The sequence below is a fragment of the Scytonema sp. PRP1 genome (genome assembly GCF_036697665.2).
GTDB lineage: Bacteria > Cyanobacteriota > Cyanobacteriia > Cyanobacteriales > Nostocaceae > Kalymmatonema > Kalymmatonema gypsitolerans.
This window is the reverse complement of record NZ_JBAHYJ020000079.1, coordinates 47363-63432: the sequence shown is the minus strand read 5'-3', so window position 1 is coordinate 63432 and position 16070 is coordinate 47363. Positions and strand designations below refer to the sequence as shown.

At 45.1% G+C, this 16070-nt stretch carries 10 protein-coding genes; 3 read left to right on the top strand and 7 right to left on the bottom strand.

Annotated features, from left to right (window positions below):
- Positions 1-162: 162 nt before the first annotated feature.
- From V5G28_RS17975 to V5G28_RS17965, 3 genes are all read right to left on the bottom strand, one after another.
- The gene (locus V5G28_RS17975; protein WP_332994464.1) at positions 163-3177 is read right to left on the bottom strand and encodes a DUF4114 domain-containing protein; all 3015 of its coding nucleotides are present in this window, start codon (positions 3175-3177) and stop codon (positions 163-165) included.
- A 557-nt stretch (positions 3178-3734) separates the two neighbouring features.
- A complete protein-coding gene (locus tag V5G28_RS17970; protein ID WP_332994461.1) occupies positions 3735-4532 on the bottom strand; it encodes a COP23 domain-containing protein in 798 nt (265 codons plus the stop codon).
- A 71-nt stretch (positions 4533-4603) separates the two neighbouring features.
- Positions 4604-6250, bottom strand: a complete 1647-nt coding sequence (locus tag V5G28_RS17965; protein ID WP_332994458.1) for a M48 family metalloprotease — start codon at positions 6248-6250, stop codon at positions 4604-4606.
- A 240-nt stretch (positions 6251-6490) separates the two neighbouring features.
- On the opposite strand from V5G28_RS17965, the gene V5G28_RS17960 reads away from it, so the two are divergent.
- The 3 genes from V5G28_RS17960 (at position 6491) to V5G28_RS17950 (ending at position 10418) form a co-directional block, all read left to right on the top strand.
- Positions 6491-6763: a circadian clock KaiB family protein gene (locus V5G28_RS17960; protein ID WP_096561801.1), complete on the top strand. Its 273-nt coding sequence runs from the start codon at positions 6491-6493 to the stop codon at positions 6761-6763.
- Between the two features lie 76 nt (positions 6764-6839).
- Entirely contained in the window at positions 6840-8366 is a 1527-nt protein-coding gene (kaiC, locus tag V5G28_RS17955; protein ID WP_332994454.1) for a circadian clock protein KaiC, read from the top strand.
- A gap of 90 nt (positions 8367-8456) precedes the next feature.
- Positions 8457-10418 (top strand): response regulator, encoded by a 1962-nt coding sequence (locus tag V5G28_RS17950; RefSeq protein ID WP_332994452.1) that lies wholly within the window; start codon positions 8457-8459, stop codon positions 10416-10418.
- A gap of 360 nt (positions 10419-10778) precedes the next feature.
- On the opposite strand, the gene V5G28_RS17945 is transcribed toward V5G28_RS17950, so the two are convergent.
- From V5G28_RS17945 to V5G28_RS17930, 4 genes are all read right to left on the bottom strand, one after another.
- Entirely contained in the window at positions 10779-11777 is a 999-nt protein-coding gene (locus V5G28_RS17945; RefSeq protein WP_073627876.1) for an ABC transporter permease subunit, read from the bottom strand.
- Complete coding sequence (locus tag V5G28_RS17940) at positions 11774-13327, bottom strand: sugar ABC transporter ATP-binding protein (protein WP_332994449.1); 1554 nt, start codon at positions 13325-13327, stop codon at positions 11774-11776. The genes V5G28_RS17945 and V5G28_RS17940 overlap by 4 nt, the downstream gene beginning before the upstream one ends.
- Positions 13328-13356: 29 nt before the next feature.
- Complete coding sequence (locus tag V5G28_RS17935) at positions 13357-14349, bottom strand: ABC transporter substrate-binding protein (protein WP_332994447.1); 993 nt, start codon at positions 14347-14349, stop codon at positions 13357-13359.
- A gap of 73 nt (positions 14350-14422) precedes the next feature.
- A complete protein-coding gene (locus tag V5G28_RS17930; protein WP_332994445.1) occupies positions 14423-15463 on the bottom strand; it encodes an RRXRR domain-containing protein in 1041 nt (346 codons plus the stop codon).
- Between the last annotated feature and the right edge of the window lie 607 nt (positions 15464-16070).

Sequence of the window (16070 nt, the reverse complement as noted above, 5' to 3'; positions counted from 1 at the left end):
CTGATGTGATAAGTCATGAGAATGACGAGCAAAGCTCACCATTCCTAGGTTTCGTTGGTAGTGCCCTCCGTTTCATTTCACAAATCTTGTATGATTGCAAGAAATGTCAGATTCATAATGAGTCCATAGCCCCTGAACGGTTGACTATTGACTATTAATAATTTAAGCAAAATTTACTTGAACAACCACGTCATTGTAATCCAAATCTCCACCACCAAAAAGGTCTTCAAACCCAAAGGTGTTATCTCCCAACAAACGAATATGATCTACTCTGTCTGGATTTGCCCCCAAGTAAGCAAAGTAAGCTTGAATAGCTCCAGTTGCCTGATTGGTAGAATTTTGAGCTAAGAAGTCAGTGGGTGTACCATTAGCGATGATGAAAGGTGCATATAACGCTCCACCAGCGAGATTGACCGGAGAACCCCCGTTACGACCGAAGTTGAAAACACTCTTCTCAATGGCTGCTCTGGCATAATTTGCATCACCAGGGCGCAAATCGACAGTTCCATTACCATCTGTGTCAATACCACCATCGATGTCAGCAATTCTGTAAAAGCCGACAAAGTTGTTGTACGTAGCGCTGCTGTTGACACTAAATTGACCTTGAACATTACCAGACAACTGCAAATCCAACAACTCTACTCGTTCTTGAGTCACTCGTTGGGGTAAAGGTCGATTTGAGGTTTGCACACGCAGAACAACGTCATTGAAGTCGTTATCATTGCCATCTTCCCAAGAAAGAGTATAACCACCACTGCTATCTGCAACTTGCAGCTTGTTAGAAGTTGCTAAGACGACATTATTGACCGTTCTGCCAGCTCTTAAGTCAGACAGTACTGTATCAGTCGTGCTGTTTTGCACTAAATAGAACATTAGGCGTAAGTTACCACCAAAATTCAACAGGCGATCGGGATTACCAAAACCTAGAGAGTTTGGCAGCACTGAGAAAACAACTTCTGATCTGCTGAGGGCTGCTTGTAGATAACCAGCTTGATTAGGAGCAATACCGTTAACTTTACCTTGGTCATCATCAACAACAAACACACCAATCTCATTGACTGCTCTAGAATCTCTGCTAGTGAGGCTCACTTCTACATTTTGAGAGTTCACAAAGTTAATGAGGTTGAAGATGTTGTTCGACTGTCTAGTCAAACCAGGAGCCGCAAATACTGTATCGCTGCGTTCTGCCAAGTTTTGAATCCGTCCGTCTTGGCTAACGCCAACATCTTTAATACCGTAAGGCGTGTTTCGGAAATTGCTTGCAACATACTCTGCCAGTGCATCCTGCTCTGAACCATTATCGGCAAAAGTCGCAGTTCCCGTGCGGACTCCTGTTTGGACTAAATCTACGCGATTCTTGGCAAACTGAGGAAAGGGATAGCTATCGCCACCACTTGCTAAAAAGTTCAGCGTCACCAGTCGGATTTGGCGGTTGGGATCACCGACGACTTGTCCGTTGCGGATCACCTCATCAATGATGCGGTCATTTTGGTCGCGAAGGGCAAGGGAACGAATGCGCTCTCCTTGTGTTGTAACGTTGCCATTGGTATCGAATCTAATTGCTGTACGGTTGGGGTCAAAGCTGAAGGTCATCCCCCCCACTTGCGGAAACTGACCAGGTGTTGCTCCGGGGGCGGTACCAGCAACCCCGTGTTCCATGATCTGTCGCAGTTCTGCTGCTGTCACCGTTACCAACGTTAAACCGTTGTTAAACCGTAGGGAGTTTTCAATGTCGAGTTGGGAAATATCCCCTGGCTGTTTGTTCGGCGCTATGGGGTTAGGTTGCGGAGGCAGTTTCCTGAAGTCTTCAGCGCTCACTCCCCCTGCACTATCTGAAACCACACCAACGTTATCTCGAATACCACCTCCATTTTTAATAGAAACAACAGTGGTAGAGTCAATGCTGCGCCCTAGTGCTAAGTTAGCATCTGCTGTCAGGTTGCCAAAGTTAGTTTCTTGGGTGCGGACATCGTTACGAGTGCCGTTGAGGAATACCGAAGTTTTACCAAATATATTGTTATCTTTGCTAGCAATAACGTTTCGCAGGGCGTCAGTAATTGCTACGACGTTTTGGTTAGCAACAGTTCTAGGGTTAACATCGCTGCCGTAAAGGCGGTCAACTCCTGCTTCATCTGTGGCATAAGCTCCGTTGATGTTACTATTAAGAATGCCAGTATTAAGTACGCCATTGTCGTCGAACTCAGCAACCAAACGTCCCACGTATTTGTAATTGGCATCAGTGTTGACGACTAAAATAGGTTGACCGCTGGCAGAAGTCTTCAGAATTGGGTATTGTCCCTTAGTTGTATCTCCTGCTCGCAGGGGGTCGTTAGCATCCGACAATAATGTATGCGAGCCACCAGCAATCAGGATATCAACATCACGCAGTCGCGGTGCTAGTTCATCTCGTTCTATGTTGAGCTGCTGCATATGCGCCAGCAGCACTATTTTATTAATTCCCGTGTTTTTGAGGTTATCGACAGAGGATTGAATCTCTGCGGCAAGTGCTGTATAATCTGTGGGATTAGACGGAGTAACAACAATGCTACCAGTAGATGAGATACTTGGTAGGGTAGGTGTTGTGGCTCCAACAATACCGATTCTCTCGTCATCTCCATTCCCCAAAATGCCATCAGCACCAGGCAAGGTAATTACCGTACTTTTGGCAATTTTGCCTTTAATTGTGCTTGCCTCGGCAGTGTTTTGATTACCAGCCAGGTCACTATTTGATAAGTTACCTGCAGCGATTTCTGGCTGAAAGTTTAGGTTCGTGCTAAGGTATGGAAAATTGGTGCCTGGATTGCCACCACCAGTGCGGATAATATCTCGGACTTGCCTAACACCCAAGTCAAACTCGTGGTTTCCCAAGGCTGAGGCTTGTATACCAAAGGCATTGAGAATACCAATATCACCCCGTCCAATCACAACATTTAACGGTGTAGCTGTCCCTAAACCTCCTACTCCATTGAGGCTAAGGTCGCTGGAAGCATTCAGGAAGGCACCGGGAATGTAATTGTCACCAGAAGATAAGGTTAAGGTATTAGCAAGAACATTGCTGGGCAGTGCTGGGTCAGTTCTGAGGCGGTTGAGAACAGATGAAAAGCGTACGGCATCATCTAAGGCTGGGATGCCGCCTTCAAAGTCTGAGGCATGGAGTACTTGAAGTGTAAATGGCATTTTTATTTCAATTCAATAAACATCAACTGCAAAGGCAAACTTTACAGTCGGGGCAATGGTAATGTGCATCTGGCAGTATCATGCATTTCTTGTATAAAAAAGCATGGATTTTGAAATGCTTGCCATTTTTGTTTGTATTAATTTGTATTCAGTACCCTTAAATTATCCCAGTACTATTAAGAATTAACTAGCAAAAGGTTAAGACATTAGATGATCTAGAGTACAGTAATAATTCTTAGTAAAGACAAACGCTTACCTATTTTAAGTAGAGATGTGCTACTACTCCCTTTTGCTCTAAAATTAGCTATCTTCTCTGGGTTCTCTGCGCCTGGTGCGGTTTTAAAATCGGTACTCTTTTGGCGAGAAAATAATTGCTATGTTCAGTTTTTTCTTCTAAATCTTGAAAATTTAATTTCCTCGTTCAAGCACGAGGAAATTATGTATAAAAAAATTACGCTAAAACGAGCAATGGTTAACTTGTGGCATCACATTTGATACACAAGTCGTTGCACTGTGCATTTTAGCGTCTTGGCGCGAAACTAATTTTTAACCATGAATTAGCGGCGGAATTTTTTGGGGTCTAGGCGATAACCAGTTTGAGGTTGAGACTGCTGACGACCAAGCGACACACCATTGCTGAGTTTTCCTCCGGTACCGCGATCGCTACGATCTAGGAAAGGTTTGAGATTGATCGGGTCTTTAGAAGAAGCAGAGGGTTTTTTACCACCGCCGAAAATTGTTCGACCTAAGTTGGACAGTTCGTCATTATTATTGGTGTAAGTGTTAACGCCAAAAGTTTGCTGACCACTATCAGCAGATGCCAAGTTTTGGAAAACGCTATTGCGGACAGCATAGGGGTCTTGGTTGGCTGGGACTGTCAGCACAATTCGACAGTAAGGATTCGCTTCGGTGGTTACGCACAGAATGTTCTCTCTGTTTTCTACCGCTGTCTTCAGTTCCACTAAACCATCTGGGCGGTAAGATTCTAACCGCTGGGCAATTGCGTCGCAACGCTTTTGTGCATTCCAGCCGTCTCCTAAAGTCCTAGGAGTTGCCCAAGCAAAGTATTGACCGGGTTGACTTTCAGGCTGGTACATAACGGTATACTGACCGTTGTAAAACTGACAGCTAAACCGATTAGCGCTATCAATAGGTGATGAGGTATTTGTTGTCGTTGTTGAGGAGGAACCTGGTCCGGTTGTTGTTGTGGTTGATGTTGAACCATTACCTGCTGGTGATGTTGGTACGACAACATCACCAGATCCACGCACTTGAGCGAATGCAGGGGATTGACCAAAAACTAAGGATAAACCAAGACCGCTCAAAAAAAGAAACTTCAGAGGTTGAGATAGCATAAGCAATCCTAAAACGGGATTTGGAGTAGGGAGTTGATAATTTTAGTGACGAATAATGTTGTGGTTTTGATTCATCGACGGCGTCCCTTTTTATCTTTTCTTTCTTTTTCCTCTTTGAGTATTTGTTTCGCCTTTGCTTGAATTTCTGTGTGACGCGCGACTCCTTCGTAGGCGTAGCGGTTGTATTTATTGCGTGAAATCAACTCTTCTACTGAGCGAACTCGTTCATTGCCGCCTGGGTGAGAAGATAACCAACTCGGAGGAGCACTTTTCTGTTCTTTTTCCAATGTTACCATCAAGTTACGCAAGCCATCAGCAGCGTAACCGCTTGCAGTAATGAGGCGCGTACCCAAAGTATCAGCTTGGCGTTCCATGTCACGGCTGTAACTGAGTGCAAACAGTTGACCGACAATACCGCCATAAGGTACATACTGGGTGACGTTAGCAATCAAGTTTCCCTGAGTGACTAATTGAAAACCGTGGGAGAGGACGACGTGGGATAATTCATGACCGATTAACCCAGCTAATTCTGCCTCAGAATTGGTTTTGGCAATGGCTCCTGCGTTAATAAAGATTTTGCCTCCTGGTAGCGCAAAGGCGTTGAGATCTGCCTCTGGGATGACGAAAAACTCGTATTTAAACTCATTACGTCCTGCCACTTTCGCCAGTTTCTGTCCGATTTCATCAACGTATCCTAAAACAGTTTCATCCTTAACTAATTTCAGTTGCTTTTTCGCCTGCTTTGCCACTGACTCACCGATAGATTCTTCTCCCCGTAGCATCAGAATCGTGGAGTCAAGGGCAGTAAACGGACCGAAAAGACTACCAGTGACGGCGTAACCTAAAACACCAGTGATGATGTTGGCGATCGCATTGCCTCTAATTTTTCCTCGGATATGCGATTTGTAACGTTTGAGATTGTCTTCTGCCAGTTTTGTAAACTCAGGTGCTTGTGGATCGTTTGGGTTGAGAAGGGCAAATTGACGTGCTGCAAGCGAGGCTTCTATCCATTTTTTAGCTTTGGAGAGTGCTGCAACTCGTGTTTTAATTAAATCAGGTTGATTAGGATACAGCGTCGCCGCCTTGTCTAATACCTGCAATGCTTTTTTCTCTTCACCGTATTCTTTGAGGACTTCAGCATATTTGATATGACCAGGGATAAATTCCGGATTCTTCTCAACCAAAAGTTCTAGCGCTACTCTCGTCCTAGTTTGCATCTGACTGGCAATTCCCGCTTCTGCTTCCCGCCAGTACACTTGACCACTTGGGGATAGTTGCGCGAGGTCAACTATTGGTTGTTTGATTTCTTGTGTATCAGATGTTTTGGCAAAAGGTTCTTTAACCTCTCGATAGAGTTTTTCCGCAGCAGCTATTTGTCCCGCTTGGTAAAGCTTGTCCGCTTCTATCAGTTTTTGCTGGCGGGCAATTTCTTCGGGAGTCGGTGGAGGTTCCGCTGCTGACTCCGGCTTTTTAGAATCAGAAGAAGTTGGTTGTTTTGATTCAGTCGGTTTCTTTGTATTAGAGGCTTCTGAGTTGGGTGTTGCTGAAGGAGATTTTTCTTCAGTGGGTACTATAACTGGTTCATTATGACTCGTGGATGCTGCGGGTTCTTTTGCTGGCGATATTATCGGTTGTGTCAGGATAATCAGAAGAGATGTTCCGACTGAGAGGAAAACCCAGGTCAAGGCAAGCAGCAGTGACTTCCATTTGCGTTTCATGGCGGGTGGAACCTATACAAAAGCTCTTTGTAAGCCTAATGAAATCACAAAACGAGTGCTTAGGCAGCCTTCAAATAATATTAGCAGAAAATTACTTGATAGCTGATGAACTCATGGTTACCTAACTATCGGCACTCAGAAATACTTCGTTAGTGTGAAAAAAATTAACATTATTAAAATTTATAATGACTTTCATCAAAAGTGAATACATAAATGAACGAGTTGTGACTCGAGTGACAAATGAGTGATAAATATCTGCTCAAACTATATGTTACAGGAGCCACCGACCGATCCCAGCGAGCCATCTCCAATTTGATTCAGTTGTGTGAGTTACATCTGCGAAATAGACATGAGATAGTCATTATAGACGTACTGGAGCAACCACAAATTGCTGAAGCTGAGAAAATTTTAGTCACTCCAACTTTAATCAAGGAATTTCCCTTGCCAAAAGTGCGAATTATCGGTGATTTATCAGATACAAAGACAGTTTTGTTAGGGCTTAATATTCCTTAGATATATCGGCATACATTAGTTAAAGTAATGATTAATATTATATTTGTTAATAGACAAATCAAATTTCACATCACAGATGAACCAAAAAAGAGAACAAGGTTTGGTTGAGAAAATTATCACAGGAATTCCTGGCTTTGACATATTATCTGAAGGAGGACTACCTGTAGGTCGGGTAACATTGGTCGTTGGCACCGCAGGCGCTGGTAAGACTGTATTTGCATCTCAGTATCTTGCTGAGGGAATTAGACGGGGCGAGAATGGAGTGTTTGTTACCTTTGAAGAATCTCCCCAGCGTATACGGAAAAATATGCGGAGTTTTGGGTGGGATATCCCCCAATGGGAGGAAGAAGGCAAATGGGTATTTGTTGATGCCTCTGGTCAACCTGGCGAAAAACCTTTAATTACTGGAGAATACGACTTCAATTCTTTAGTTGCTCGCATTAAGTATGCCATTAATCAGGTGAATGCAGTGCGAGTCTCTATGGATTGCCTGAGTGCAATTTTTACCTATTTCTCTGATAAGGCTCACATGCGCAATGATCTATTCATGATTGCTTCGGTACTGGGACAAATTGAAAGTACGGTTGTTGTGACTTCCGAGCGCTCTCAAGAATATGGTGACATTAGCACTCATGGTGTTGAGGAGTTTGTTGCTGACAATGTCATTATCCTACGGAATGCGATCGCTCACGAGAAACGCCGACGAACTATAGAAATTCTCAAGTATAGAGGCAGTTCTCATCAACAGGGAGAATTTCCTTTTTCCATCCTTTCTGACAAAGGGATTGTGATGATTCCCCTCTCCACAACCGAGTCAGGAGAGGGTGGTAGTTCTGATACCCGCATCACCTCTGGTATTGGGGAACTTGATACTATGTGTAGCGGTGGTTTCTTCGGTAATTCCATCATCCTAGTGTCAGGAGCTACAGGTACAGGTAAAACTTTACTAGCAACCCAGTTTATTGCAGCTGGAGTCAATAATAACGAACGCTGCATACTGTTTGCTTTTGAGGAAAACCGAGAACTGATATTTAGAAATGCGCTGAATTGGAGTGTTGACTTCCGGCAAATGGAACGAGATGGAAAATTGCTAGTTGTTTGTCGCTACCCAGAGGCAAATCCGCTAGAGTACCACCTGATCAGAATGCAAGAGATTATCGAGGAATTTCAACCAAATCGGGTAGCAATTGATAGTCTATCGGCATTGGAGTGGGCTTCTAGCACTCAAGGGTTTCGGCAATTTCTTGTTGGTCTTAACTCAATGGTTAGACAGCGGAGAATTACAGCACTGTATACCTCCACAATCCCGATGACACTTGTCACCGGCACCTCAACTTCAGAAGCTCATATCTCTACAACGACTGATGTCATTATATTACTACGCTATGTTGAGGTGTATGGGGAAATTCGCCGAGGAATAACGGTTATTAAAATGCGCGGTTCACAGCATGATAAGCAAATGCGAGAGTTTACAATTGACAATGAGGGTATGCACATTGGTGCGCCCTTACGTAATATCACTGGTATTCTCGCGGGTAATCCGGTATCTTTAGAACCAAGCGAATTGGAGCGTCTGACGAATCTCTTTCCACAGGGAGAATGATAAACATAAGTCTTTGGGTGATATGATGCCGAAACAATAACTATTAAGATTTGTTCATAATAATCACCCGTCTATTAAGACCAGCTAAAAGTGGCTGATAAATGCACCATTTTATTTTTATTTACCTGTCCCCAATCTACAGAAGATATTCTGGCTTTGATGAATGGGGCTGATTTTGCAGTGAACTATCACTGTGTGGCAACACAAGCTGATTACTTAACTTATCTCAATTCTAGTTGGGATGCGATCGTTGCTGACTACAGCTTAAATGATTTTGATGCCTTAGAAGCATTGCACACAATGCAAGCACAAGGGTTGAATGTCCCTTTTGTGATTGTTAATGGCACAGATAAGGCATCTGTTGCTGTCAAGTGCATCAAGGCAGGAGCAGCGGACTACCTACCCAAAGATGAACTAGCACGCCTACCCCAAGTTATTAAGCAGGCACTTGCTAAGAAAACACAATCACAATTGCATAAGAAAGATTTAGAACAACGCCTACAAGCACAAACAGTAGAACTCAGAAAACAAGAAGATCGCTTGCAACAAGTCGAAGCTGCACTGGAAAGGATTTCGGTGCAGTTGCAAACGCTGATTGCTAAGAATGCTGACGGCATTGTGGTGGTGGATCGGCAGGGTATTGTACGTTTTATCAACCCAGCAGCACTAAAGCTGTTTGGTTGCAAGCAAGAAGAGCTATTGGGTGAATTGTTTGGCTTTCCTGTTGTTGGCAGTGATAACACAGAGGTTGATATTTACCCATACAACAGAGAAACCACTGCCGCAAACGGTAGCTTGGAAAAAATTGCCCAAATGCGCGTGGTAGAAATTGAGTGGCAAGGAGAAACCGCTTATCTTGTTTCTCTAAGAGATATCACGGAACGCAGGCGAGTCGAAGAAGAGCGAAACAAACTTTTGGAACAGGCTCAAGTCGCCAACCGCATCAAAGATGAGTTTCTCGCCGTCCTTTCTCATGAATTGCGCACACCGCTTAATCCAATCTTGGGATGGGTGAAACTGTTACGTAGTGGCAAGCTTGATGCAAATAAGACAAATCAAGCTCTGGAAACTATCGAGCGTAACGCTTGCTTGCAGGTACAACTTATTAATGACTTGCTGAGTGTGTCTAAGATTTTGCGCGGTAAGTTAAGTCTCCATCCAATGGCTGTTGACTTGCAAACCACAATTGCTGCTGCTATCGAAAGTGTCTCTCTTGCTGCTCAAGCTAAGTCAATTAAGATCACGACTGTATTTGATAGGAATGTAGGACCGATTTTCGGCGACCCCAAACGATTGCAGCAAGTCATGTGGAATCTAGTTTCTAACGCTGTTAAATTTACACCTTTTAGGGGAGAGGTCACAGTTCGGTTAGACACGGTTAACTCATATGCTCAGATTCAAGTTATCGATACAGGCAAAGGCATTAAACCAGATTTTCTACCTTACGTATTTGATTACTTCCGTCAACAAGATAGTAGCTACTCCAGAAAGTTTGGCGGGCTGGGATTAGGTCTTCCCCTTGTCCGCCACTTGGTTGAACTGCATGGCGGAACTGTCCAAGCAGAAAGTTTTGGTGAGGGAAAGGGAGCATGTTTTACTGTCAGGCTTCCTCTGATGCTTGAGTCCTCGATGACAATTGAAGGTGAGACTCAAAAAGATGGTAATAGCCCAGATCTTAGTGGAGTGCGGGTGCTAGTTGTGGATGATGAACCAGATAACCGTGATTTTCTGGTTTTCCTACTAGAAGCTTATGGGGCTTCTGTACGTGCAGCCGCCTCAGGACATGAAGCGCTTTCATCACTGGTTGAAGAACAGCCAGATTTGCTGGTGAGTGACATTGGAATGCCAGAAATGGACGGCTATACGCTAATTCGTGAAATCAGATCTTTACCAGCCGAACAAGGTGGACAAATTCCGGCGATCGCCCTAACTGCTTATGCAGCCCAAACTGCTCAACAACAAGCATTAGGGAGTGGTTTCACGCTTCATGTTCCCAAGCCAGTCGAACCAGTTCTCTTAGCGACAGCTATTGCAAACTTGGTTGAAAAATAAGTTTTTCATCAAAGTTTTAGAATACCAAGTTGCGTTCAAAGATGGTAGTTTTTGGCAAGCACAGGGAGAGAAGTCTACTATTTTTGATTGCAACTCGGTATTAGCAATGCCATTTTTAATTTTGCATTTTCAATTCTTCATCTTTTGCAGTTACCAGTTACCAAGGAAGCGCAGTACCAGTTTTTAGCGGGAGTCCGTAGACCCCTATCACGCTCCGGGTACGTTTCACTTGGGGTCTAATATCAGTTATCAGTTATCAGTTATCAGTTATCAGTTATCAGTTATCAGTTATCAGTTATCAGTTATCAGTTATCAGTTGTCAGTTTTTTGGTCACTGTTTACTGGTCACTGTTCACTGTTTTAACGCCCAGAACGTCTGCGAAGTCGGTCAATTGTCACCGCCACAATAATCACCAGACCCTTGACGACGAGTTGCCAGAAATAAGACATATTCAGCAGGGTCAGACCATTGTTGAGAACGGCAATGATCAACGCACCGAGAAGGGTTCCCCCAATAGTCCCAATACCACCGGTGAAGCTGGTTCCACCTAAAATGACAGCGGCGATCGCATCCAACTCGTAACCCTGACCTAACATACCAGTCGCACTATAAAGGCGGCTAGCGCTCATAATTCCTGCCAAACCTGCCAGCAATCCGCTGACGCCATAGACAAACAGCAGCACACGATTGACTTTGATACCAGTGAGGCGTGCTGCGCGATCGTTACCGCCTACAGCGTAGATTTGCACCCCCAAAACAGTCTGCCGCAGGACAAACCAACTCGCTGCAACAGCCAGCAGGGCAATCACTACCAACCACGGAATAGGACCCAAATAGCTGTTACCTATCCAAGCAAAATTTAGGTTACGGTTGATGACCGTTGTCCCATTGGCAACCAAAAAGGCAGCACCCCTCAACGCCGTAAGTGAACCTAGGGTGACAATAAAAGGCGGCACATTCAAAAAGCTGATCAAAGCACCATTGACTAAGCCCAGAAGCAATCCTGTCAGCAGACCAGCAAGCACACCCGCCCAGCCCAAACCTGGAATCAGCGATACCAGCACTGCAACGACGGCAGAAACACCAAGTATTGACCCAACCGAAAGGTCAATGCCTCCGGTGAGAATCACAAACGTCATCCCGGTTGCCAGCACAATGTTGATTGATGCCTGGCGCAATATATTGACGACGTTACCCGGTGTGGGGAAGTTGGGGGTAAGCAACGAAAACAGGATGCAGATGAGCACCAGAATAGGCAAAATTCCTAGAACCTGAAGCAAATTGCTGGCTGATTTACGCTGAGCCGACTTTGGATGCTCTCCAGGTCTATTTTTGACAGGTCTTAAGGTTTGACTCATGATCCTAGTACCTCCGCTGCTCCAGTGGCATAGTGCATAATCTTTTCTTGGGTAATTTCCTTGCCAGGGCTGCCGTCAAGTTCGCCTACCAGCTGCCCTTCTCGCATCACTAGGACGCGATCGCTCATCCCGACAATCTCCGTGAGTTCGCTGGAAACCATCAAAATAGCGATACCTTGTGCTGCCAGTTCGCTCATAATCCGGTAAATTTCGCTTTTGGCACCAATATCTACGCCGCGTGTTGGCTCATCCAGCATCAAGACTTTCGGCTTAATCGCTAGCCAGCGTGCCAGCAGGAGCTTTTGCTGATTGCCCCCGGAAAGATCCACCGCTCTGATTTCCAAATTGGCAAGCCGGATATGGAAGTTTTCCACGGCTTCCGTTGCAATCTGATTGACTGAACCCCAGTTAACGATGCCAGCCTTTGCATCCTGCTTCAGCCTGTTGAGGGCAATATTTTTACGCGAACTCATTTCCAGAAATAATCCCTGGTCTTTGCGGTCTTCCGGGACATAGCCAATTCCGACAGCAATGGCATCACCGGGCGTATTGATATTGAGTTTTTTGCCATCCAGGAAGACTTCACCACTAGCCTTGCGATCAGCACCAAAAATCAGCCGAGATAGCTCCGTGCGTCCTGCACCAACCAGCCCCGCTAAACCGAGAATCTCTCCAGCATGCAGCTCGAAGCTGGCAGGTTGAACCTTGCGTCCGTCGCTGATATTTCTGACTTCGAGCACTACTGGACCAAAGTTTGTTTGCCGCTGATGTTCGTAAAAGTCCTGCATGGGACGACCGACCATCATCTGCACCAATCGCTGGGGAGAAATTTCATCCCGCGTCAGACTGCCAATATATTGACCATCGCGCAGTACGCTAATCCGGTCAGCCAAGGCATACACTTCTTCCATACGGTGGCTGATGTAGATGATGGCAATGCCGTCAGAGCGCAGTTTACGAATGACTTCAAATAGGCGCTCAGTCTCCCGATCTGATAGTGCAGCCGTTGGCTCATCCATCACCAGGATGCGGCTTTTGTCTTTCAGTGCCCGAGCAATTTCCACTTGTTGCTGTTCGGCAATAGAGAGAGTGCCAACCACATCATTTGATGCAAAACTGGCTCCCAAGCTTTGGAGGACTTGCTGTGCTTCACGCTCCATACCTTGGCGGTCTAAAAACTGACCCCGCCGCAACTCGCTACCCATAAAAATATTTTCGGTCACGGTTAAATTGGGTGCGACATTCAGTTCTTGATAAATCAGATTAATACCCGCTTGTCGCGCCGTACCCGGATCGGTAATTTTCACAGGGTTACCATTGATGCGAATCTCGCCTTCATCAGCAATGTAAGCCCCAGCAAGAATCTTCATCAATGTGCTTTTGCCTGCCCCGTTCTCGCCCATCAGGGCGTGAACCTCTCCTGGATAAATCGTGAGATTGACATTTTGGAGGGCGGGTACACCATGAAATCGTTTCGTAATCCCTTGCATTTCCAGCACTGGGGTCGTGCTCGGTACATGAGGAAGGGAGGCTGCAATATCCGTTGTCATGAGGGATTCCTGCAATGTTGGATGTTATATCACTGCCAGCCTTTATACTCGCTGACGTTGTCTCGCGTGATCAGCTTGACCGGAATCAGAATGTTGGGATTAGCAGGTTTCTTGCCATAAAGAATGTCGTTACCAACCTGAACCGCCTTTTTAGTCATTCCTAGCGGGTCTTGAGCAGCAGTGGCAACAAACAAGCTGTCCTTGTCTGCGATCGCATCTTTTGCTTCCGGTGCACCATCAACCCCAACAATGAAAAATTCGCTGCGTTTTGCCTGCCTAGCTGCCAGTTCTGCTCCGACGCCCGTTGGGTCGTTAATGGCAAAAACCGCATCTATCTTGGGAAAGGTTGCGAGCAAATCACTCATTACCCTGAGTCCTCCATCCCGGCTTCCTTCCGCGTTCTGGTCTTTAGAAAGCACTTTGATACCAGGATATTTAGCAAATATCTGTTGACAGCCGTTGACTCGCTCGACGACAGAGATAACTGGAGGACCGTTGATAATAACTATATTGCCTTTGCCCTTGAGGCGATCGGCGATGTACTGACAACCAACCTGTCCAGCTTGCACATTATTTGAGGTAATGGTGGCATCTACACCTCCCTCAGCGCCCGTATCTACTGCAATGACAACACTACCTGCAAGTTTTGCTTTCTCGACTGCTGGTGCAATTCCCTTACTGTCACCCGCGTTGAGGATGATCACGTCAGTACCTGCGGCAATGAAATTTTCCATTTGGTTGAATTGTTGGTTCAGGTCATAGCCACTAGAAACTACGGTAACTTTGACATCATTACCGCCTATTTTCTTGGCTTCTGCCTCCGCTCCCCGGCCCATGAGGACGAAGAAGGGGTTACCAAGGTCACCGACGGTCACGGCGACTGATCCTAGTTTGGGAGCTTGATTACTCCGGTTACCCTGTATGGCAGCTCTGTTATTCTGGGAAATGGGTGAGCAAGCCACAAGGGCACCACTGACAAGACCTAATACGCCAGCGGCGATTGCTACTCTATTCACATTCATCTGTCTTCCCCTTTGGAGACCCCCGCTATATTGCTCTTAGCTGTCTTCTGCGGGAGGAAAAAGGGGGCAAGATCTAGGATGCACATCGAGTCCTCCATGAGTTGTAACAGAGAAAATTGATATCAGTAGGTAGCGCGTTTTGAGTGAGCCGCTTACCTGTTTCTAGACTGTGCAAGCTAATTACCTTACGCTCTGGTTGCTTTTTGGTTGCAGACTCCATAAACCCGCCAACATAACAAAGTCCATATTTCTGATGTCGAACAATAGAACCCCGCTTGAAGCCAGCACTAATTGTTCCACCGTATCGAGGTCTAACACTGCCAAGGGTGTGTTCTAGTCTATGTATTTGACGGCGATGAAACCGCAATGGAACAATAACGAGTAAGTTAGTATTATCTGGTTCTTGATGTCCGAGTGCGTACCAATTAGCTAGTACCCAAGAATCAACATTATGTGCTTCAAATTTTTCCGCTAATTTGTTCTTGGTCTTTTTTAAACCCAAAGAATCACGTAATTCTTTTGTTTCTAGACCGGACTTAGTTTTTAGTATTCCAAGTTGACATAATTGGTTGTAAAACCAAGACTTCCCAACCTCTAGTGGACTAAATAAAACATTCCATTTTCTGCTATTTTTCCAGGTTCTAGCCTTAATATCCTCCACCACAAAAGCAGTGACGGGAAACATTTTGCTTAACCACCAACAGATTCGTAACTTCCATTGCCACCTAGCTTTTGTAGATGGTGGTAGTCTTTCTGTATTGACTAATCTGTTGGTTCTAGGTTGACGGCAAGGGGTTTTTCTTCCCCGTCTAGTCCGTCGCATATTACGGCGAGTTTCAACGGCATCTTTTACCCAATCAACAGCATGAGCCAGAATATTTAAGTATGTCTGTGCTTGGGACTTAACACTAAATCCCTCGCGCTTGGAGCCTGGATCTATTCCCACAGCTATTGGTTGAGTTATGCAATTACTTGGCTCCACGTTCAATCGAACGCAAAACACACCTCGTTTCCAGAAGCCCGTAGCCTTACCCAACTTAATCCATCGCCGCGCACGTGATGAAGTCGTGGGCATTAATGGACGCTGATTGCTATCAACAACTGGAACAAACATACGATAAGTCTCCGATTGGAGTATGTACATCTCTTCGACACTGGACTACATAGAGGTTGCAGACTAGAGAAGCATCCCGCAACGTATGCGCGAACTGCCACGTTCAGTAGCCTCAGTTGGCTTGCGCCTTGTCTAGACAACTGTTTAGTCTTGTTAAAACTAGTTGGCTTCTAGCTCTTTACAAGCCCCCGCTATATTCGGTACTCCGCTCTTTGCGGTGGGTAGTTGACCTATCTCCAACAACTCACTGGAATTTGAAGAGAGTCAAGAGAATACGAATCTGCAAAGCAATCATAATATGAGCTAAGTCTAAAGTGTTCAGACCTAACCTATCGACACTGTTAGCTTCTACAATTTCAACTCCTTACAAACGTCTTGTGATAGGAATTTAAGTAGAGTGCTATTAACTCTGACAAATTCTCTACCTAAAAAGGTGCAAAAACAATTCCTACACCTCCTCAAAGAATCATGTCGCTTTTGTGAAAACACATAAGAAGTGTGTAACACGAAAACCGCTTTTAGCCAAAACTTCTAAAAGGCTTTGCTAGAAAAGTTGCAGGTATATTCTATTTGGCTCTCAGGTATATTCTATTTGACTCTGTCTTAG